The 20,004-nt window shown below is 64.2% G+C and carries 18 protein-coding genes; 8 read left to right on the top strand and 10 right to left on the bottom strand.

From position 1 onward, the window contains the following. The first annotated feature begins 204 nt into the window (after positions 1–204). Together APH33_RS11820 and rarD are read left to right on the top strand one after the other, a co-directional pair. Positions 205–1,791 (top strand): cyclic diguanylate phosphodiesterase, encoded by a 1,587-nt coding sequence (locus APH33_RS11820; RefSeq protein WP_054885311.1) that lies wholly within the window; start codon positions 205–207, stop codon positions 1,789–1,791. Between the two features lie 31 nt (positions 1,792–1,822). Continuing rightward, on the top strand, positions 1,823–2,710 hold the full coding sequence (rarD, locus tag APH33_RS11825) for an EamA family transporter RarD (RefSeq protein WP_054885312.1): 888 nt from the start codon (positions 1,823–1,825) through the stop codon (positions 2,708–2,710). Here rarD and APH33_RS11830 read toward each other — a convergent pair. Then, entirely contained in the window at positions 2,673–4,244 is a 1,572-nt protein-coding gene (locus tag APH33_RS11830) for a TerC family protein (protein WP_054885313.1), read from the bottom strand. The genes rarD and APH33_RS11830 overlap by 38 nt on opposite strands. 258 nt (positions 4,245–4,502) lie before the next feature. Here APH33_RS11830 and APH33_RS11835 point away from each other — a divergent pair, with 258 nt between their 5' ends. Next, on the top strand, positions 4,503–5,084 hold the full coding sequence (locus APH33_RS11835; RefSeq protein ID WP_054885314.1) for a LysE family translocator: 582 nt from the start codon (positions 4,503–4,505) through the stop codon (positions 5,082–5,084). A gap of 70 nt (positions 5,085–5,154) precedes the next feature. Here APH33_RS11835 and APH33_RS11840 read toward each other — a convergent pair whose 3' ends face one another. Together APH33_RS11840 and APH33_RS11845 are read right to left on the bottom strand one after the other, a co-directional pair. After that, a complete protein-coding gene (locus APH33_RS11840; RefSeq protein WP_054885315.1) occupies positions 5,155–5,964 on the bottom strand; it encodes an AraC family transcriptional regulator in 810 nt (269 codons plus the stop codon). A 10-nt stretch (positions 5,965–5,974) separates the two neighbouring features. Further along, a complete protein-coding gene (locus tag APH33_RS11845) occupies positions 5,975–6,517 on the bottom strand; it encodes a helix-turn-helix domain-containing protein (RefSeq protein ID WP_054885316.1) in 543 nt (180 codons plus the stop codon). 152 nt (positions 6,518–6,669) lie between these two features. Here APH33_RS11845 and APH33_RS11850 point away from each other — a divergent pair, with 152 nt between their 5' ends. Beyond that, a complete protein-coding gene (locus APH33_RS11850) occupies positions 6,670–7,452 on the top strand; it encodes an aldolase (protein WP_054885317.1) in 783 nt (260 codons plus the stop codon). A 33-nt stretch (positions 7,453–7,485) separates the two neighbouring features. Continuing rightward, positions 7,486–8,373: a dihydrodipicolinate synthase family protein gene (locus tag APH33_RS11855; protein WP_054885318.1), complete on the top strand. Its 888-nt coding sequence runs from the start codon at positions 7,486–7,488 to the stop codon at positions 8,371–8,373. A gap of 125 nt (positions 8,374–8,498) precedes the next feature. Here APH33_RS11855 and APH33_RS11860 read toward each other — a convergent pair whose 3' ends face one another. From APH33_RS11860 to APH33_RS11870, 3 genes are all read right to left on the bottom strand, one after another. Beyond that, a complete protein-coding gene (locus APH33_RS11860; RefSeq protein WP_054885319.1) occupies positions 8,499–9,917 on the bottom strand; it encodes a short-chain fatty acid transporter in 1,419 nt (472 codons plus the stop codon). A 189-nt stretch (positions 9,918–10,106) separates the two neighbouring features. After that, on the bottom strand, positions 10,107–10,763 hold the full coding sequence (locus APH33_RS11865) for a CoA transferase subunit B (RefSeq protein WP_027916751.1): 657 nt from the start codon (positions 10,761–10,763) through the stop codon (positions 10,107–10,109). A 35-nt stretch (positions 10,764–10,798) separates the two neighbouring features. Further along, positions 10,799–11,497, bottom strand: coding sequence for a CoA transferase subunit A (locus APH33_RS11870; RefSeq protein ID WP_054885320.1), 699 nt, complete (start codon positions 11,495–11,497; stop codon positions 10,799–10,801). Positions 11,498–11,637: 140 nt separating this feature from the next. Here APH33_RS11870 and APH33_RS11875 point away from each other — a divergent pair, with 140 nt between their 5' ends. Both APH33_RS11875 and APH33_RS11880 read left to right on the top strand, forming a co-directional pair. Then, positions 11,638–12,543, top strand: a complete 906-nt coding sequence (locus APH33_RS11875; protein WP_054885321.1) for a LysR family transcriptional regulator — start codon at positions 11,638–11,640, stop codon at positions 12,541–12,543. Then, positions 12,531–13,352, top strand: a complete 822-nt coding sequence (locus APH33_RS11880) for an aldo/keto reductase (protein WP_054885322.1) — start codon at positions 12,531–12,533, stop codon at positions 13,350–13,352. Before APH33_RS11875 ends, APH33_RS11880 begins: the two co-directional genes overlap by 13 nt. 112 nt (positions 13,353–13,464) lie before the next feature. Here APH33_RS11880 and APH33_RS11885 read toward each other — a convergent pair whose 3' ends face one another. Genes APH33_RS11885 through lexA form a run of 4 tightly spaced genes read right to left on the bottom strand, consistent with a single transcriptional unit; the run spans position 13,465 to position 19,204 of the window. Continuing rightward, entirely contained in the window at positions 13,465–16,545 is a 3,081-nt protein-coding gene (locus tag APH33_RS11885; RefSeq protein WP_054885323.1) for an error-prone DNA polymerase, read from the bottom strand. Then, positions 16,542–17,960 carry a DNA polymerase Y family protein gene (locus APH33_RS11890; RefSeq protein ID WP_054885324.1) on the bottom strand — a complete coding sequence of 473 codons (1,419 nt, stop codon included), beginning with the start codon at positions 17,958–17,960 and terminating at the stop codon, positions 16,542–16,544. The genes APH33_RS11885 and APH33_RS11890 overlap by 4 nt, the downstream gene beginning before the upstream one ends. Before the next feature lie 6 nt (positions 17,961–17,966). Beyond that, entirely contained in the window at positions 17,967–18,587 is a 621-nt protein-coding gene (gene imuA, locus APH33_RS11895; RefSeq protein ID WP_054885325.1) for a translesion DNA synthesis-associated protein ImuA, read from the bottom strand. Next, positions 18,587–19,204: a transcriptional repressor LexA gene (gene lexA, locus APH33_RS11900; RefSeq protein WP_054885326.1), complete on the bottom strand. Its 618-nt coding sequence runs from the start codon at positions 19,202–19,204 to the stop codon at positions 18,587–18,589. The genes imuA and lexA overlap by 1 nt, the downstream gene beginning before the upstream one ends. Before the next feature lie 93 nt (positions 19,205–19,297). On the opposite strand from lexA, the gene APH33_RS11905 reads away from it, so the two are divergent. Then, positions 19,298–19,957, top strand: a complete 660-nt coding sequence (locus tag APH33_RS11905) for an HAD family phosphatase (protein WP_054885327.1) — start codon at positions 19,298–19,300, stop codon at positions 19,955–19,957. Positions 19,958–20,004 lie beyond the last annotated feature (47 nt).

Below are 20,004 nucleotides of genomic sequence, written 5' to 3' on the forward strand. Positions count from 1 at the left end.
AGTCACCAATGATCAGCTTGAACCCATGGTATGTCATATGGACCCATTCTCTGCGAGGGTTGACCCTTCAGAAACGAAGGACCTTATTGTTGTATTCGTAAACCGATTCTACAGTGCGTAAATTGCTTTGTCGCGCTTTAGTTCGCCACCTGCGCCGACAAACGGCTATCCTCAACACGTCAATCATCAGGAAGATCCCCCAGCATGCCGCTTACCGCCAAACGCCCCGCTCGCTGGAGCTGGCGCACGCTGCTGCCCTGGATCGTCAGCGTGGTGCCGCTTGCCTGCGGCCTGGCGGTAATGAACTGGCAGATCGAGCGCGAATTGCGCGCCAGCAGCGAGGCGACGACACGCCAGGTGATCGAACATGTCGACCATATTCTGGACAACCTGGCCAATGCCGCGCTGACCCTGCTGCCACTGGCCGGCACCCCCTGCGCAGATGCCCAGCTGGCCTTGCGCAGCCAGGTCACGCGCAATGCCTTCGTGCGTTCGACCAACCTGTTCCAGCACCATAACCTGTACTGCAGTTCGCTGTTCGGCGATTTCGACGAACAGGTCGAGACCAATGACTATACCGATGGCCGGCTATGGCTGATGGATGGCAATTCGGTAACGCCTGGCCATCCCCTGCTGGTCTATCGCGCCAGCGATGGCGACCGCGGCGCGATCACCACCGTCGATGGCGACCATCTGCTCACAGCCTTGCGCCTGATTGGCCCGGAGGAAACCCTGCAGATCCGTGTCGGCAAGGCCTGGATGGGCAAGGACGGCGTAGTGCATGAAGGCGTGCCACCGGCAGCCGCCGCCGCCGATGTGACGCTGGGCTCGACCCGCTACCCGTTCAGCGTGCACGGCGGCTACGAAGCCGGCAAACAAGGTGAAGTGCTACGCAGCCACTACCCCGCCCTGCTCAGCCTGCTGCTGGTACTCGGCGTGGTGGCCGGTTGCGCCTGCCGCTGGCAGATTCGCCGGGCCAGCTCGCCGCGTGCCGAGCTGCGCCGGGCGCTGGAGGCGGACGAGTTTCTGCCGTACTTCCAACCCGTGGTGCGCAAGGGCGACTACCGCTGGGCCGGAGCTGAAGTGCTGATGCGCTGGAACCATCCCCGTGAGGGCCTGGTGCGTCCGGACCTGTTCATCCCCTATGCCGAACACAGCGGCCAGATCGTCGCCATGACCCGTGCCCTCATGCTGCACACTGCGCAAAGTCTTGCCCCCTACACCGCGCTGTTGGAGGACGGTTTCCACATCGGCATCAACATTACCGCCGATCACTGCCGCGACCTGAGCCTGCTCGACGACTGCCGCACCTTCCTCCAGCATTTTCCCCCAGGGCGAGTCCGGCTGACCCTGGAGCTGACCGAGCGCAAGCTGCTTGAAGCCACACCGGTAGCCCTCGAACTGTTCACCAAACTGCATGACATGGGGGTGATGATCGCCCTGGATGACTTCGGCACCGGCCAGTCGAGCCTCAATTACCTGCGCCAGTTCAAGGTCGATTACCTGAAGATCGACCAGAGTTTCGTGGCCATGATCGGTGGTGACGCGCTGTCGCAACACATACTCGACAGCATCATCGAACTGTCCGCCAAGCTGGGCCTGGGCATCGTTGCCGAAGGGGTGGAAACCGACGTGCAGCGTGACTACCTGGCACGCAGCGGGGTGGACTTCCAGCAAGGCTATCTGTTTGCCCGGCCGATGCCGGCGGCCGACTTCCTCAAGGCACTCGCTACCCACCCGGCGGTTGCGCGGTTGCCGCAAGACGCGGCCCCTGAGATCATGCGCGGCTGATCCACCCGCTCACTCCCTATCCGAGGCATTCGTGTCAAAAGGCATTATTTCGTCGGTCATGGCGTCCTGTCTGTTCGCCGTGATGTATTTCTATACCTCCTTGCTGTCGCCGCTCGACGGCGAAGAGATCTTTGGCTGGCGCACGTTGTTGACCCTGCCCTGCCTCACCCTGTTCATGTTGGCCAGCAAAGACTGGAAGCGCGTCGGTGAACTGCTCGCCCGCGTGCGCCGGACGCCGACCCTGCTGCTGGGCATGGTCGGTACCTCGTGGTTGATGGGGGTGCAGCTGTGGCTGTTCCTCTGGGCGCCGTTGCACGGGCGTAGCCTGGAAGTGTCGATGGGCTATTTCCTGCTGCCGCTGGCAATGGTGCTGACCGGGCGCCTGGTGTATGGCGAGCGCTTGTCACGCCTGCAACAAGTGGCGGTCGGCTGCGCCGCGCTGGGTGTCGGGCACGAGTTGTACCAGAATGGCAGCTTCGCCTGGGAAACCTTGTTGGTGACGATCGGCTACCCGATCTACTTCGTCTTGCGGCGACGCTGCCGCACCGACCACCTGGGTGGCCTGTGGTGCGACATGTGCCTGTTGCTGCCCTGGGCGCTGTATTTCGTCACCCAGGGGCCGTTGACGACGGCCGATCTGCACCAGCACCCAGGCCTGTATGCTCTGATTCCACTGCTAGGGGCGATCAGCGCCTGCGCACTGATCGCCTACGTGCTGGCCAGCCGCCTGTTGCCGTTCAGCCTGTTCGGCCTGCTCAGCTACGTCGAGCCGGTGTTGCTGGTGGGCGTCGCCCTGCTACTGGGCGAAACCATCGGCCCGGATCAGTGGCTGACCTACCTGCCGATCTGGGCCGCGGTGCTGGTGCTGGTGCTTGAAGGCTTCAAGCACCTGATGCGTCAGCGTCGGCGCTCGGTGTAAGGCGCACCTGGCGTACCCGGCGCTCCTCCACCGCCACCACAATCATGCGCCAACCGTTCCAGGCCAACTGGTCACCCACCACCGGCAGGCGGTCCAGCAAGCTCATCACCAGTCCTGCCAGGGTCTGGTAGTCCTCGGTGGCGCGGGCGCTGAAGCCTGTCCGCGCCTGGACCTGGCTCAGGTTCAGGGCACCACTGACGACAAAGCTGCCATCTTCCTCGATGATCGCCGGGCCTTCCACCTCGCTGGCATCCGGCAACTCACCGGCGATCGACTCGAGGATGTCGGTCATGGTCAGCAGACCAGTGAAATCGCCGAACTCGTTGATCACGAAGGCAATGTGCGTTGACTGGCTACGCATTTGCTCGAGGGCGTTGAGGATGCTGAAACTCTCCAGCAGGTTCAACGGCGCCCGGGCCATGCGCTCCAGGTCCGGCTGACTGCCGGTCAGCAGCTCCTTGAGCAGCTCCTTCTTGTGCACGAAGCCCAGCGGTTCCTCGATATGGCCGTTGCGAATCAGCGGCAGGCGCGAGTACGGCGAGTTGGCCAGCGCCTCGGTAATGGCCTGCGCGGGTTGCGCCAGGTCAAGCACGTCGACCTCGGCACGCGCGGTCATCACCGTGCGGATCGGCCGCTCGGCCAGGTTCAGCACGCCGCTGATCATCACCCGCTCACGGCGGTCGAACAGCACCTGCTCTTCGCCCCCTTCGACCAGGTCGGCGATTTCTTCGCCCACCTCGTCAGCCTCGACCCGGCGGCCACCCAGCAGGCGCAGCACCGCATGCGCGGTACGCTCACGCAGTGGCCGGTGCTGCTGCAGGCTGCGCTTGCGGCGGGCACGGGCCAACTGGTTGAACAGCTCGATGAGAATCGAGAAGCCAATGGCCGCGTACAGGTAGCCTTTCGGGATATGGAAGCCCAGGCCTTCGGCGGTGAGGCTGAAACCGATCATCATCAGGAAGCCCAGACACAGCATGATCACCGTCGGGTGCGCGTTGACGAAACGGGTCAATGGTTTGCTGGCGACGATCATGATGCCGATCGAGAAGATCACTGCGATCATCATCACCGACAATTCTTCGACCATGCCAACGGCCGTGATCACCGCGTCCAGCGAGAACACCGCGTCGAGCACGACGATCTGCGCCACGATCGGCCAGAACAAGGCATGACGCACGGCTCCCGTAGCCTGGGTGGCATGCCCTTCCAGGCGTTCGTGCAATTCCATGGTCGCCTTGAACAGCAGGAACACACCGCCGAACAGCATGATCAGGTCACGGCCAGAGAAGCTTTTGCCGAACACTTCGAACAGCGGTGCGGTCAGGGTGACCATCCACGAGATACTGGCCAACAGGCCCAAACGCATGATCAGCGCCAGGCTAAGGCCGATGACCCGCGCGCGGTCGCGCTGATGCGGTGGCAGCTTGTCGGCGAGGATGGCGATGAACACCAGGTTGTCGATACCCAGCACCAGCTCGAGGACGATAAGCGTCAACAGGCCTAGCCAGGCCGTAGGATCAGCTAGCCATTCCATTAGCGGGTACTCACGAAGAAGGCGTCACGCAGACGAAGGGGGGATGGCCGGGACGGCCAGGGACTGGGGGGTTCCGCGAAGGTGCTCATATAGGCCTTGATTGAAAAAGGAAAGACGATGCTACAAGCACAGCAGATTTTTCTGATAGCGCGAAACTATTACAAAACCTGTAACCAGCTTTCAGGGGACTTTTATTCAATACCACCGCTGCGCAAGGCTAGAGGATGGCGGCATTCATCAATCCACGGAGTTACGGAAATGAGCCTGTCCCTTTCCATGGCCGCATTCGCCCTCGCCGCTTCGATCTCGCCCGGGCCGGTCAATGTCGTCGCCCTTGGCAGCGGTGCCCGCCATGGCTTGCGAGCGAGTATGTGGCATGTAACAGGCGCGACGCTGGGCTTCTGCCTGTTGCTGGTGCTGGTCGGCCTGGGGTTGCATGAACTGCTGTTGCGCTGGCCGCACCTGGAGCTGGCGCTGCACTGGGGTGGCGTGGCGTTTCTGCTGTACATGGCCTGGAAGCTGGCCAGCGATGATGGTCAGCTGGGTGGCTCGGATCAGCCACGTGCTCCCTCGGCCTGGCATGGCGCAGCGATGCAATGGCTCAACCCCAAGGCCTGGCTGGCTGCGGTGGCGGGTGTGGGCGCCTACACCGGTGGCGAACAGCATCTGTTGTGGTTGTTCACCTGGATCTATGGGCCGATCTGTTTCGTCTCGGTCGCCTGCTGGGCCTGGGCCGGGAGTGTGATCCGCCAGTACCTGCGGGACCCGCGGTATCTACGGTTGCTGAATCGGGGGCTGGCGGTGTTACTGGTGGGGAGTGCGGTTTATCTGCTGGTTTGATGTCGCCAGTGCCGGCCTATTCGCGGCTAAAGCCGCTCCCACAGGGACCGCGCCGGATCTGAAGCTGGCGCTATGCCTGTGGCTTTAGCCGCGAAGAGGCCGGCACTGCATCTCGGTAATGCCCGGGTGTCGCCGCCAGGTGCTGTTTGAACGCCCTCTGAAGATGCGCCTGGTCGGCAAAACCTGCCTCCAGTGCCACGTCGGCGATCGCCCTGCCCTTGCGCAGTTGCGCCCGCGCATGCTGCACCCGCTGATCCAGCAAATAACCGTGAGGGGTCAGGCCGAAGCGCTGGCGGAACGCACGGATCAGATAGGACCGGGACAGGCCGCACGCCGCGCAGATATCTGCCAGGCCAAGCGGGTCGCTCCGGTGCGCACGAATGAATGCCGCAGCAGCATCCAATTGCGGATGTTCGCTTGGCAGCTTGTGCGCATTGGGGTGCAAATAGCCGGGAAGATCGGCAAAAAAAGCGGCCAGCCGTGCTTCTCGATCATTCAACTCGGCGTCGAACAGGTCGGCAAACAATTGCAGCAGCCGGCTGTACAACCCAGCAGAGGCACTGAACGTCTGCGCAGGCAGGACGAAGCCCCGAGCCAGCAACCACGGCATGTCGACGAAAAGCATCAGGTACGACCAGGGCTGGCCGGCGATCGGGTTGCAGGTGTGAACCACACCCGGGTTCATCAAGACCGTGGTACCGGCCATTACCTCGACCTGACTGGCGCCGCTCAGGTAGGTACTGCGCCCGCCAGTGATCACGCCGATGGAAAAGCTCTCATGGGAATGCGCGGCATAACAGACCTTGCGCCCATCCCCCACGCGCCGGGCTTCGACGAAGGGCAATGCCGGATCCCGCCAGAACCGCGACACCTCGATCATCGTCCGGCCCTCATTCGCCGCCGTGCTGCACCACTACCAGCAGCTGCGCCGGCTGCGCGCCGACCGAGCGCAAGCGGTGCGGTGTCTGGGCATTGAAGTGCAGTGCATCGCCCTGCTCCAGCAACACCCGCTCATTGATGAAGTCGACCTCCACCTGGCCGGCGTGGACGAACAAGAACTCCTCACCGTCATGCTCCTTGAAGGTCGGGTCGCTGAACTCGGTCGGCGGCTTGATCAGGAACGGCAACAGGCTGTGCTGCCCGAACTGACGGGTCAAGGCTGCGTAGCCCGGCCCATGGCCATCGCCCACCAGCGGCTGACGCTCGCCCTGGCGTACCAGGCTATAGCGGCTCTGGGCGGCCTGCTCCTCGGCGAACAAATCTTCGACGTTGACATTCAGCGCCCGCGCCAGCTTCAGCGCAGCAGCGATGGACGGCGTATTCAGGCCACGCTCCACCTTGGACAGGTAGCTCTTGGTCATGCCGGACTTCTCGGCCAGCGCCTCAAGCGTGACCCCAAGTTTTTTTCTCAATACTTTCAATCGGTTAGACATGCGACGCGATTTTCCCGGGTCCACAGGCTTGCTTATGACACTTTGTGTCATATAGGATTATTTGTGTCACGCACCGGCAGATTCCTCGACCGACCAAAGCTTCGGAACCGGCCAGCGCTGACATCGCTCATCACGCCACAGAGGAAAACCCCATGGCCAAGACCCTGACACTCAGCAAGGACCAACTGGTCCAGCAGGCGCTGACGCAGATGCAAGGCTCGCTTGCCGATAATACGTGGACTGTACGAGAAAAGCTGGCCCTGACCTGCCGAATTCTGTTCGATCATGGCCACGACTCCGGCCTGGCCGGGCAGATCAGCGCCCGCGGCCCGCAACCCGGGACTTTCTACACCCAGCAGCTGGGCCTGGGTTTCGATGAAATCAGCGCCAGCAACCTGTTGCTGGTCAACGAGGACCTCGACGTGCTCGAAGGCCAAGGCATGCCCAACCCGGCCAATCGCTTCCACAGCTGGGTGTACCGCGCCCGGCCGGATGTGAACTGCATCATCCATACCCACCCGACCCACGTTGCCGCCCTGTCGATGCTGGAAGTCCCGCTGCAGGTCTCGCATATGGACCTGTGCCCGCTGTACGACGACTGTGCCTTCCTTGAAGCCTGGCCTGGCGTGCCGGTGGGCAACGAGGAAGGCGAGATCATCAGTGCCGCACTGGGGGACAAGCGCGCCATTCTGCTCTCGCACCATGGCCAGCTGTCCACCGGCATCAGCATCGAGCAGGCCTGCGTGTACGCCCAGTTGATCGAGCGCGCCGCACGCCTGCAACTGCTGGCGATGTCGGCTGGCACCCTCAAGCCCATCGACCCGGCACTGGGCCGTGAAGCCCACGACTGGATCGACCGGCCCAAGCGCCATGCCGCTGCCTTCAACTACTTTGCCCGGCAGTGCCTGCGCACCCACGCCGACTGCCTGAACTGAACCCTGAATGCCTTGCTTGCGGAGCCTTTTAAAATGACCACTGAAATCCACGGCATCATCGGCTACACCATCACCCCCTTCAGCGCTGGTGGCGAACAGCTCGACCTGCCCGCGTTGCGCCAGTCCATCGAACGCCTGATCGACGGCGGCGTGCAGGCCATCGCGCCCTTGGGCAGCACCGGCGAAGGGGCCTATCTCAGCGACAGCGAATGGCAGCAGGTGGCCGAGTATAGCCTTGCGCAGATCGACAAACGGGTGCCAAGCATCGTCAGCGTGTCCGATCTGACTACCGCCGGTGCCGTGCGACGCGCCCGTTTTGCCCAGGCCCAGGGCGCCGACGCGGTGATGGTACTGCCGGCCGCCTACTGGAAACTCAGCGAAGCCGAGATCCTCCAGCACTACCGCGCCATCGGTGAGGCCATCGATATCCCGATCATGCTCTACAACAACCCGGCCACCAGCGGCACCGACATGTCGGTGGAGCTGATCCTGCGCATCGTCCGCGAAGTGGCCAACGTGACCATGGTCAAGGAAAGCACCGGCGACATCCAGCGCATGCACAAGCTGCATTTGCTGGGTGAAGGCCAGGTGCCGTTCTACAACGGCTGCAACCCGCTGGCGCTGGAAGCGTTCGTGGCCGGGGCAAAGGGCTGGTGCACGGCAGCGCCGAACCTGATTCCGGCACTGAACCAAGGTTTGTATCAGGCAGTGCTGAAGGGAGACCTGGCGCAGGCCAGGGCGCTGTTCTATCGGCAGCTGCCCTTGCTGGATTTCATTCTCAAAGGCGGGTTGCCGGCAACCATCAAGGCCGGGCTAGAAATGACCGGCCTGTCAGTGGGCGAACCGCGGCGACCCGTTTTCGGTCTGGACGCGCCAGGGAAAGCGACCTTGGCAGCATTGTTGGCAAAGCTGGCTGATTGAAAACCTGCACCGGCCTCTTCGCGGGTAAACCCGCTCCCACAGGATCCTGACAAGCTTCAAGGGCGGTGCAGTACCTGTGGGAGCGGGTTCACCCGCGAAGGGCCGGTGCAGGCAGTACAACTAGTTCAAGGCATCACCGGGGGCACGTATTGCAAGGTAGTGCCCAAGGCCCAGAGCAACACCAGCACCAACGGCACATGCACCAGCAACTGCACGAACGAGAAGCCTATCAGATCACGCGCCTTGAGCCCCAGCACGCCCAGCAGCGGCAGCATGTAGAACGGGTTGATCAGGTTCGGCAACGCCTCGGCAGCGTTGTAGATCTGCACCGCCCAGCCCAAGTGGTATTTCAGGTCGTTGGCCACCAGCATCACGTACGGCGCCTCGATGATCCACTTGCCACCGCCCGACGGGATGAAGAAGCCCAGCACCGCGGAATACACGCCCATCAGCAACGCGTAGGTGTCATGGGTGGCGATCTGGGTGAAGAACAGCGAAATGTGGTGAGCCAGGGTCTGTTCATCCACCCCCTTGACCTGGGTCAGGATCGCTGCGATCGAGCCGTACAGGGGGAACTGGATCAGCACCCCGGTGGTGGTCGGCACGGCGCGGGCCACGGCATCGAGGAAGCTGCGCGGTCGCCAGTGGAGCAAGGCACCGAGCATGATGAACAGTAGGTTATAGGTGTTCAGCCCGGAAATCGCCGTTATCGCCGGCTTGGTGGCGAACTCCTGGTACAGCCAGCCAGCGGCCAGGGCCACCAGCATCAGGATCAGGATCGGACTGTGCTCCAGCCATTCACCGGGGCGGGTACGCCTGGCTGGCGCTGGCGCGGTAAAGCTGGGGTCGACGCCACAGGCTTCGGCGCTACGCGCACTGTTCGGGCCAGGCGCCGTGGCATAGGCGATCACCAGCGAGACGATCACCAGGGCTGCCAGCATCACGCCGGACTGCCAGAGAAAAATGGTCTCGGTGAACGGGATCACGCCCGTGATCGACAGGATCGATGGCGGCAGGCTGGCCGGGTTGGCCTGCAACTGCGCGGCCGAAGACGAAAGGCCCAGCGCCCAGACAGCGCCCAGGCCCAGGTAGGCGGCAGCACCTGCGGCGCGATAGTCCATCTTCAGCTCGGTACGACGGGCCAAGGCACGGACCAGCAGGCCGCCAAACACCAGCGACAGCCCCCAGTTGAGCAGCGAGGCCACCATCGAGATCAGCGCAACCCAGCACACCGCCGACCGGCCATTGCCGGGGATGCGCGCCAGCCGGTCGATCAGCCGGGCCGCCGGTGGCGAGCTGGCCACCACGTAGCCGCCGATGACCACGAAAGCCATTTGCATGGTGAACGGGATCAGGCTCCAGAAGCCATCGCCGAACGCTTTGGCAGTGTCGGTCGGCTTGGCGCCCATGGCCAGGGCGCCGATGCACACCAGCAACACGGCGAGGGCGGCAAATACCCAGGAGTCGGGGAACCAGCGTTCGGCCCAGTTGGAACAACGCAGGGCAAAGCGGGCGGAGCGGCTGTCTTGGATTTCAGCGGCCACGGTTACTTCCTTTTATTGGTCTTATCGGATACGTCAGTAAAAACACAAAACCCCTGTGGGAGCGGCCTTGCGTCGCGAAAGGACCGCGAAGCGGTCCCGCGATCTCAGCATCGGTGCTGAAATCGCGGGGCTGCTTTGCAGCCCATTCGCGACGCAAGGCCGCTCCCACAGGGGGGACAGTGTGATGCTTTAGAAGGTCATTTCCTTTACATCATCCGGCACGATCAGCTTGCCGGCGGTTTTCTCGATGATCTCCTCGACGCTCACCCCCGGCGCGGTCTCGCGCAGGATGAAGGCGCCGTCTTCGATCTCCAGGTAGGCCAGGTCGGTCAGGACCTTGCGGATGCAGCCGGCACCGGTCAGCGGCAGGCTGCAACGCGGCAGCAGCTTGGACTCGCCATCCTTGGAGGCGTGGGTCATGGTGACGATGATGTTCTCGGCACCGGCGACCAGGTCCATGGCGCCGCCCATGCCCTTGACCAGTTTGCCAGGGATCATCCACGAGGCGATGTTGCCTTCCACATCCACTTCGAAAGCGCCCAGTACAGTCAGGTCGACGTGGCCGCCACGGATCATGGCGAACGATTGCGCCGAGTCGAAGATCGACGCGCCACGTCGGGCGGTGACAGTCTGCTTGCCGGCGTTGATCATGTCGGCATCGAGGGTGCTTTCGGTGGGGAATTCGCCCATGCCGAGCAAGCCGTTTTCGGACTGCAACATCACGTCCATGTCGGCCGGTACATAGTTGGCCACCAGGGTCGGGATGCCGATGCCGAGGTTGACGTAGTAGCCGTCCTTCAGTTCACGGGCGACGCGTTGCGCCATCTGTTCGCGGGTCAGTGCCATGGTCAGGATCTCTTTGTTGTTCTGATGGACGGCGCTCAGGCCTTGACGGTGCGCTTTTCGATGCGTTTTTCGAAGGTGCCGACGATCACCCGGTCGACATAGATGCCCGGGGTATGGATTTCGCTGGGCAGCAGCACGCCGGGCTCGACGATTTCTTCCACTTCGACCACGGTGATCTTGCCAGCGGTGGCCGCCAGCGGGTTGAAGTTCTGCGCGGTGTTGCGGTACACCACGTTGCCGTAGTGGTCGGCCTTCCAGCCCTTGACGATGGCGAAGTCGCCGGTGATGGACTCTTCGAGGATGTACTTGCGGCCCTTGAACTCGCGCACTTCCTTGCCGTCGGCAACCGGGGTGCCGTAACCGGTCGCGGTAAAGAAGGCCGGGATGCCTGCACCGCCGGCGCGCATTTTCTCGGCCAGGGTGCCTTGCGGGGTCAGTTCGACTTCCAGCTCGCCACTGAGCAGCTGGCGTTCGAATTCGGCGTTCTCGCCAACGTAGGAGGCAATCATTTTGCGGATCTGCCGGTCTTCCAGCAGAACGCCCAGGCCGAAGCCGTCGACACCGCAGTTGTTGGAGACCACGGTCAGGCCCTTGACGCCAAGGCGCTTGATTTCGGCAATCAGGTTTTCGGGGATGCCGCACAGGCCGAAGCCGCCGGCCAGTACCGTCATGTTGTCGGTCAGGCCTGCCAGGGCCTCTTCATAGGTTGCTACGCGCTTGTCCAGTCCGGCCATGCTGATCCGCCTTTTGTAGTTGTTGAACCGACGAGGCTGTCGGTGAGCGTGTGAAGCCATCTTCACCGCTGGCGACTGATTTGTTAATTTTGTTTTCATCATCGATTGATAACTTTTCCAAAACAGCGCTCGAGACTGTCATGAACGTCAAGCAACTGCGTGCCTTCGTCACCGTAGCCAAGTACCAGAGCTTCGCCCAGGCCGGTGAACACTTGCATGTGTCGCAACCGGCCCTGAGCCTGACCATCAAGGCGCTGGAAGACAACCTCGGCGGCGCCCTGCTCACCCGCACCACCCGCAGCGTCAGCCTGACTGCCGAGGGCGAGGTGCTGCTGCCGCTGGCCCGGCGCCTGCTGGCCGACTGGGACGACACCGAAGAGATGCTGCGCCAGCGCTTCACCCTGCAGCTTGGCCGCGTCTCGGTGGCGGCGATGCCAGCCTTTGCTGGCAACCTGCTGCCGCAATCGCTCAAGGTGTTCCGCCAGCGTTATCCCAAGGTCAACGTCACGGTGCACGACGTGATCAACGAACAAGTGCTGGAACTGGTGCGCCATCGCCGCGTCGAACTGGGCATCGGTTTCGAGCCGGATAACAGCGAAGGCCTGAATTTCCACCCGCTATACATGGACCGCTTCGTCGCCGTGGTGCCGGCAGACTCGCCACTGGCTTTGCAGTCCGAGGTCACCTGGGCGCAGTTGCTGGCCGAAGACTTCATTGCCTTGCAACGCCCGTCGGCAGTGCGTCTGCTGCTGGAGCAGAATGTCGCGGCGCGCCACGGCAAGCTGGCGGTGGCCTTTGAAAGCCATCAGCTTTCGACCATCGGCCGCATGGTTGCCAGTGGCCTTGGCGTGAGCGCTGTGCCTGCGCTGTGCATCAACCAGATGCAGGAACTCGGCGCACGTTGCGTGACGCTGGTAGAACCCACGGTGGAACGGCGCATCAGCGTGATCGCCCTGGCCGACCACAAGCTTTCCACTGCAGCCCAGGCGCTGCTCGACGTATTGCTTTCCCATACCCAGACTCCGGAGGTGACATGCGTTACGTGAAACTGGCAGGTTGCAGCGTGCCGGCCATTGGCCAGGGCACCTGGTACATGGGCGAAGACCCGTCGCACAGGGCCGCCGAAGTGGCGGCCTTGCAACAAGGCATCGAACAGGGCCTGACCCTGATCGACACCGCCGAGATGTATGCCGAGGGCGGCGCCGAAGCCGTGGTCGGCCAAGCCATCGCCGGGCGCCGTGACCAGGTGTTTCTGGTCAGCAAGGTCTATCCGCACAACGCCAGCCGCCGCGGTGTGGCTGAAGCCTGCGAGCGCAGCCTGAAGCGCCTGGGCAGCGAAATGATCGACCTTTATCTACTGCACTGGCGCGGCCAGTATCCGCTGGAGGAAACGGTCGAGGCCTTCGAGCGCTTGCGCGAGCAAGGCAAGATCGGCCGCTGGGGGGTGTCCAACTTCGATGTCGACGACCTGCGCGAACTGCACAACCCGGATTGCGCCACCAATCAGGTGTTGTACAACCCGGCGCAGCGGGGCATCGAGTTCGACCTGTTGCCCTGGAGCCGCCAGCGCGGCTTGCCGACCATGGCCTATTGCCCGCTGGCCCAGGCCGGGCGGCTGTTGCAGCACCCGGTGCTGAGCGAAATCGCCGAGCGCCATGGCGCAACGCCGGCGCAGGTCAGCCTGGCCTGGGTGACGCGGGAGAATGACGTGATTGCCATTCCCAAGGCTGTATCTGCCGAGCATGTGCGGTTGAATGCGGCTGCCGGGGCGTTGACCCTGACCCTTGAAGACCAGCGGGCGATGGACCGGGCGTTTCCGGCACCGACGCGCAAGCAGCATCTGGCGATGGTCTGACAGACCGGGTTGGTTTCTTCGCGGGTAAAACCGCTCCCACAGGTACGGCGCCGGCTTCGAAAACTGTGCTGACCCCGTGGGAGCGGGCTCACCCGCGAAGAGGCCAGTGAAGTCAGTGAAAATCTCGGCTCTTTACATCCAGCCCCTGCAACAAGGGGCTGATGTCCTCCAGCCGCCGGGCGATCAGATGCCGCACCCCGTTGTCCTGCTCCAGCCGCCCGCTCACCTTGAGCAGCTGGGACCCCACCAGCGCCCGCCGCTGCCGCTCGGCCAGGTCACGCCAGACCACCACGTTGACCATGCCGAACTCATCCTCCAGCGTAACGAATGTCACCCCGCTGGCGGTCTGCGGCCGCTGCCGCCCCACCACCAGCCCGGCCACGGCAATCGCATCGCCATGCTCAAGCCCCGCCAGCTCGCCGCAACTGCGACACCCCAACGCCCGCAGCCGTGAGCGCAAAAGCCTGAGCGGGTGCGGGCCCAAGGTGGTGCCCAAGGTGGTGTAGTCAGCAACCAGGTCTTCGCCGACCGTGGGTGCGGGCAATGCTACCTGTGCTTCCGGCACTGCCTGCACCTCGGCGAACAGCGGCAACTGCGCCTGCACCGCCGCCACCTGCCAGCGCGCCTGGTGACGGTCGCGGGCCAGGGCTCGCAGTGCCCCCGCATCGGCCAGCCGGGCGCGGGCACGGCTGTCGAGACCTGCGCGCAGGCACACGTCCTCGACATCCCGCCAGGGGCGTTGCGCCCTCGCCTGCTCCAGCCGGCGAGCATCCGCCTCGCTGAAACCACGGATCTGTCGCAGCCCAAGGCGAATGGCCAGGACCCCGTGCTGATCGGGCTCCAGCGTGCAATCCCATTCGCTATGGAACACATCCACCGGACGTACTTCGATGCCTTGTCGCCGCGCCTCCTGCAGCAGCTGATCCGGGCTGTAGAAGCCCATCGGCCAACTGTTGACCAGGGCACAGGTGAAGATCGCCGGTTCATGGCACTTGAGCCAGCTGCTGGCATAGCACAGCAAGGCGAAGCTGGCCGCGTGCGATTCAGGGAAGCCGTAACTGCCAAAGCCTTTGATCTGTTCGAAGATGCGCTCGGCGAACGCCAGGTCGTAGCCGTTGCGCAGCATGCCCTCCACCAGCCGCTGGCGATGGGGCTCGAGCCCGCCATGGCGCTTCCAGGCCGCCATGCTGCGGCGCAGCTGGTCGGCCTCGCCGGGGCTGTAGTCGGCAGCGACCATGGCCAGCTCCATCACCTGCTCCTGAAACAACGGCACGCCCAGGGTGCGCTCGAAGACTTCCTTGAGCTTTGCCGAGGGGTAGGTCACCGGCTCCTGCTTGAGGCGCCGACGCAGGTAAGGGTGAACCATGTCACCCTGGATTGGGCCGGGGCGCACGATGGCGACCTCGATCACCAGGTCATAGAAGGTCTCGGGCTTGAGCCGCGGCAGCATGGCCATCTGTGCCCGTGACTCGATCTGGAACACGCCCATGGTTTCGGCGCGGCTGATCATCGCATAGGTCGCCGGGTCTTCGCCGGGGATGGTCGCCAGGGTCAGCTGCCGACTCCGATGCCGCTGCAGCAGGTCGAAACAGCGGCGCAAGGCGCTGAGCATGCCCAACGCCAGGACATCGACCTTGAGCAGACCGACCATGTCCAGGTCGTCCTTGTCCCACTGGATCACCGTGCGCTCGGCCATTGCGGCGTTCTCCACCGGCACCAGGTGGGCCAGCGGCTGTTCGGAAATGACGAAGCCACCGGGGTGCTGGGACAGGTGGCGTGGAAAGCCGATCAGTTCACCGGCCAGCACCAGAATGCGCCGCAGCGAAGGGCTGCCGGGCTCGAAACCGGCCTCGGCCAGCCGTTGCTCGTCCGGGATACGGTCGCTCCAGCGGCCGCAGCATTTGGCCAGGGCATCCACCTGGTCGGCCGGCAGGCCCAGCACCCTGGCCACATCGCGAACAGCACCGGCAGCATGGTAGGTGTTGACCACCGCGGTCAGCGCAGCGCGATGCCGGCCGTAACGGCGGAACACATACTGGATCACCTCTTCGCGCCGGTCATGTTCGAAGTCCACGTCGATATCGGGTGGCTCGTTGCGCTCGCGCGACAAGAAGCGTTCGAACAACAGCCGATGCTCCATTGGGTCAAGCTCGGTGATGCCCAATACGAAGCACACCACCGAGTTGGCTGCCGAGCCACGGCCCTGGCAGAGAATATGCTGGCTGCGGGCAAAGGCAACGATGTCGTGCACGGTCAGGAAATAGCTTTCGTAGCCCAGTTCCTCGATCAGCGTCAGTTCCTTGTCCAGCACCGCACGGACCTTGCTGCTCGGCCCTGACGGCCAGCGCTGCGGCAAGCCCCGCTCGCACAATGCGCGCAACCAGCTGGCGGGGGTCTGGCCCTCGGGCACCAGTTCGCGTGGGTACTGGTAGCGCAGTTCGGCCAGGTCGAACTGGCAACGTTCGGCGATGGTCAGGCTCTCGGCCAGCAGATCTGCCGGGTACAGCTCACCCAGTTGCTCCAGCGAACGCAGGTGACGCTCGCCATTGGCGAACAGGTGGCGCCCTGCCTCGGCCACGTTGCAGTGATGGCGAATCGCGGTCATGCAGTCCTGCAGGGCGCGCCGGCCCCGCACGTGCATATGCACGTCACCACAGGCCACAGCGCGGACACCCAGCTGCGCCGCCCGTTCGCGCAAGCGGGCCAGGCGCCGGGCATCATCGCTGCCCCGGTGCAGGTGCACGCCCAGCCACAGGCGCTCGGCGAACATCTCGCACAGCCATCTGCCCGTCGCCTGATCGTCGGCATCATCGGCGATCCACAGCGCCAGCAACCCTTCGTGATGAGGCTCAAGATCGTCAGCGAGCAATTGGTAGTCACCCTTTTCGGCCCGCCGTCGGGCACGGGTGATCAAGGCACAGAGGTTCTGGTAGCCCGTGAGGTTCTGCGCCAGCAACACCAGTTTGGGGCCATCCTGCAGGCGCACTTCGCTGCCGACGATCAGGCGCATCTGCTGGTCTTTGGCTGCTTGCCAGGCGCGTACGATACCGGCCAGGGTGCACTCGTCGGTGATCGCCAGCGCCTGGTAACCCTGCTCGCGGGCGCGGCGGAACAGCTCTTCGGCGCTGGATGCACCGCGCTGAAAACTGAAGTTGGACAGGCAATGCAACTCGGCGTAGCCCGGAGCACTCATGCGAACCAGCCCTGCAGCCACAGCGGGCCGGGTTGAGCCAGGTCGCGATAGGCCCAGCCACGCAGGCCATCACGGGTTTCGATGCGGTAGTAATCACGGCGCACGTCGCCACCGTCCCACCAACCTGACTCGATCCGTTCGGCCTGGCCCAGCAGCTTGTGGTCAGCCGTATCCAAGGCCTGCGGCGTGGGCAGCAACCAGCCTGGGCGGCTACCCGGCATCACCGGCAGGTGACCCTGGGCGCCCTGCTCCGCCTGCTGCCAGGCGCACTCGGGGCGGTGGTCAGCCTCGGCACGCAACCCGTTGACGGCCTCATCACCGAGGCGAGCGCGCAGGCGTTCGCGCAGTTGCTCCCAGGGCTGGGCCTGCTTGGCGCGGGGGTCGAACAGTGCCTGATGCTGGGGCACGAAGGCAGGCAGGTCATCGGCGACCAGCCGCAGGTTGCGCACCGGTGCCGGAATGCGCAGCGGCTCAAGGCGCCCGCGGGCCAGTTCGAACAGCAGGGCGGCATCCCGCTCAGCAGACAGCAGCCCAACGTGCAGCAGGGTGTCCGGCCCTTCGACGTGCTCCAGGTGCAGGCTGAAGCGCTGCACACCGCAGTCGCGCCCGGCGAGGAAGGCCGCCAGGTCATTGAGCATGCGCCGCAACGGGAACAGCAAGGCCTGATGTGATTCAACGTCGAAGTTGAGTTCCAGGCGCGATTCGAAGCGGTCTGGCGGCTGATAGAAGTCCAGCCCCATGGAACGCAGCCCAAGCAATCGGTCCAAGTGCAACTGCACATCGGCGCAAAACCGCCTGGCCAGCGCCTCGCGCGGCAAGGCCAGCACTTGGCCCAACTGGCGCAGGCCCATACGCGCAAAGGCCTGGGCAGCGTCCGCTGGCAACCCCACCCGGTCGACAGGCATGCGCGCCAGTGCCGACCGGGTTTGCTCGGCGCAGGTCAAAGCCAAGCCATCATGGCCGTTGGCAAGCATCCGAGCCGCGACCGGGTTGGTCGCGAGCACGATGCGCTGGCGCAAGCCCAGGGCAGACAGCTCTTCGCGCAAGCGGGCTTCGAACAGTGGCCATGGGCCGAACAACTGCAAGCTGGAGCCGACTTCAAGCAGCAAGGCGCGTGGGTAATGCAGACTGACCTGGGCACTGAACCGGTAGGCCCAGGCCGCGAGCAATTGCTGCAACCGCTCGATGCGGGCCGGGTCGGCCTCAACACAATGGAAGCCATCGGCCAGGGCCCGCGCTGCCGTCAGCGTCTGCCCCGCCCGCAGGCCAAGCGCCGCCGCCGCCGGGTTGACGGCTTGCAGCAGGCGACGCTGCACAGGGCCGCCGATCAGCACCAGTGGCGTATCGGCGTCGTCCCGTTCACGCAGGATCGAGTCCAGCGCCAACTGGGGCAGGAGGATGCAGGCCCAGAGCATGGTGCATCAGCCCCGCCCTGGGCAGGCGATGGGCAGGGCCGGGGGCATGCCGCCACGGCACTTGAGTACACGCCATTGTGCCGGGCGCGTATCCACGGCAATACGCAGCGCAGCGGGCGACGGGTTGTGGGCCGCCTGTTGCGGACGACAGGCAAAGGCCAATGCCTGCCCTGTCTCGGCGGCCACCTGCAAGCGGCGCAAGGCGCGGTCATCGGCACGCTCCGGCCAGCACAGCACCGCCGCGCAGCTGCCGGAGCGCAAGCACTGTTCGGCCGCCCACAGGGCATCGGCCGGCCCGGCATCGACCTGCACCAGCCAGCGCAGGTCCACACCTGCTGCCTGCCAGGCCGGTGCATAGGGAATGAACGGCGGCGCCACCAACACCACCCGCCCGCCCTCAGCCGTCAGGCGTGACAGGGATGGCCATAGCAGCTGCAATTCACCACAGCCCGGGCTGGCCAGGAGCAGCTCGCTGAGGGCTGCGGCTGGCCAGCCGCCGTCCGGCAGGCACTGGTCGAGCAGCGCATGGCCGGTGGGCTGCAAACCGGCCGGGCGCACCTGGCCCTGCCGCCCACGCCAGACCTGGCGCTGGTCGAGCAGCCGATCGAGATCGACCACCGCGCCCATCAGTCGCGCCTCAGCAGGCCACAGAACACGCCTTCGATGAAGAATTCGCGCTCAGGCCCCACATCGATTGGTGCATAGGCTGGGTTGCGTGGCAACAACCGGTAACCGCCGGGCTGGCGTTGCAGGCGCTTGATGGTCACCTCGCCGTCCAGTCGCGCAACCACGATCTGACCATCACGTGCCTCGCCCTGCTGGAGGATGCCGACCAGGTCACCGTCGAAGATGCCATCTTCGATCATCGAATCGCCGCGCACCTTGAGCAGGTAATCCGGGGTGCGGCGAAACAGGCTGGGGTCGAGCAGCAATTGTTCGTGAATGCCCAGGTCCGGGCCGATCGGCGCGCCGGCAGCCACTTGCCCGAGCACGGGAATTTCGAGGATTTCCGGCCGCCGCAAGGGCTCGGCCAGGCGAATGCCCCGCGCCTGGTTGGGGGTGACGTCAATGAAGCCGGCCTGGCACAACGCAGTGATGTGCTTGCGCGCGACGCTACGCGAGGCGAAGCCGAAGCGGCTGGCGATATCGGCCAGGCTCGGTGGCTGGCCATGGTCGGCAATGCGCTCGCGAATGAAATCGAGGATTGCACGGCGTTTTGGGGTGAGATTGTCCATGGAGTACATTTGTACTCTTTTCAGTGTGCGCTGAACAGCCCCCTTTGTCGTCAGGTTTGGTTATCATCCCCTGGCGTTTGTTCTTGAATCCCTGGATACCTGATGCTGACTGCCCTGCTGTTCGATCTCGATGGCACCTTGACCGACACCGATACCCTGCATTTGCAAGCCTTCCGTCAACTGCTGCACGACCATGACGGCCGCGAGCTGACCCAGGAACAATTCGATGCCCAGGTCAGCGGCCGAGCCAATGGCGAACTGTTTGCCGAACTGTTTCCACTTGCTGGTGCGTCCGAGCGCAAGGCGCTGGCCGACCGCAAGGAAGCGCTTTTTCGCGACCTGTCACCCGCGCTGCAACCCATGCCCGGCCTGCTGCGGCTGATGGACCATGCGCGGGCCTGCAACATCGGCATGTGCGTGGTGACCAATGCGCCGCGGCTGAATGCCGAGCATGTGCTCAAGGCCATGGGGCTTGGCGATCGCTTCGAGCATGTGCTGGTGGCCGAGGAGCTGGAGCGGGCGAAGCCTGATCCGCTGCCTTATCTGGCCGGGCTGCAGCGCCTGGAAGCGGTGGCGGGCCAGGCGCTGGCGTTCGAGGACTCGTTGCCGGGGGTTACGGCTGCGAGCGGGGCCGGGATCTTTACCGTGGGCGTTGCCACTACCCAGACGCCGGAGCGGCTGCTGGCTGCGGGGGCGAAACTGGTGGTGCAGGATTTCAATGATCCACAGCTGTGGGAATTGATCGAGACCATGCACGGGTGAGGGCCTCTAGGTGCCCGCCGGGAGGCATTCAGCGCCTGTGAGATCGA

The sequence above is a fragment of the Pseudomonas sp. NBRC 111130 genome (assembly GCF_001320485.1).
Lineage (GTDB): Bacteria > Pseudomonadota > Gammaproteobacteria > Pseudomonadales > Pseudomonadaceae > Aquipseudomonas > Aquipseudomonas vlassakiae.

Excerpts from the sequence above, each read along its gene's own strand:
- APH33_RS11820 (WP_054885311.1), top strand. The coding sequence starts at position 205 with ATGCCGCTTACCGCCAAACGCCCCGCTCGCTGGAGCTGGCGCACGCTG.
- APH33_RS11830 (WP_054885313.1), bottom strand. The coding sequence starts at position 4,244 with ATGGAATGGCTAGCTGATCCTACGGCCTGGCTAGGCCTGTTGACGCTT.
- APH33_RS11835 (WP_054885314.1), top strand. The coding sequence starts at position 4,503 with ATGAGCCTGTCCCTTTCCATGGCCGCATTCGCCCTCGCCGCTTCGATC.
- APH33_RS11840 (WP_054885315.1), bottom strand. The coding sequence starts at position 5,964 with ATGATCGAGGTGTCGCGGTTCTGGCGGGATCCGGCATTGCCCTTCGTC.
- APH33_RS11845 (WP_054885316.1), bottom strand. The coding sequence starts at position 6,517 with ATGTCTAACCGATTGAAAGTATTGAGAAAAAAACTTGGGGTCACGCTT.
- APH33_RS11850 (WP_054885317.1), top strand. The coding sequence starts at position 6,670 with ATGGCCAAGACCCTGACACTCAGCAAGGACCAACTGGTCCAGCAGGCG.
- APH33_RS11855 (WP_054885318.1), top strand. The coding sequence starts at position 7,486 with ATGACCACTGAAATCCACGGCATCATCGGCTACACCATCACCCCCTTC.
- APH33_RS11865 (WP_027916751.1), bottom strand. The coding sequence starts at position 10,763 with ATGGCACTGACCCGCGAACAGATGGCGCAACGCGTCGCCCGTGAACTG.
- APH33_RS11870 (WP_054885320.1), bottom strand. The coding sequence starts at position 11,497 with ATGGCCGGACTGGACAAGCGCGTAGCAACCTATGAAGAGGCCCTGGCA.
- APH33_RS11875 (WP_054885321.1), top strand. The coding sequence starts at position 11,638 with ATGAACGTCAAGCAACTGCGTGCCTTCGTCACCGTAGCCAAGTACCAG.
- APH33_RS11880 (WP_054885322.1), top strand. The coding sequence starts at position 12,531 with ATGCGTTACGTGAAACTGGCAGGTTGCAGCGTGCCGGCCATTGGCCAG.
- APH33_RS11885 (WP_054885323.1), bottom strand. The coding sequence starts at position 16,545 with ATGAGTGCTCCGGGCTACGCCGAGTTGCATTGCCTGTCCAACTTCAGT.
- APH33_RS11890 (WP_054885324.1), bottom strand. The coding sequence starts at position 17,960 with ATGCTCTGGGCCTGCATCCTCCTGCCCCAGTTGGCGCTGGACTCGATC.
- imuA (WP_054885325.1), bottom strand. The coding sequence starts at position 18,587 with ATGGGCGCGGTGGTCGATCTCGATCGGCTGCTCGACCAGCGCCAGGTC.
- lexA (WP_054885326.1), bottom strand. The coding sequence starts at position 19,204 with ATGTACTCCATGGACAATCTCACCCCAAAACGCCGTGCAATCCTCGAT.
- APH33_RS11905 (WP_054885327.1), top strand. The coding sequence starts at position 19,298 with ATGCTGACTGCCCTGCTGTTCGATCTCGATGGCACCTTGACCGACACC.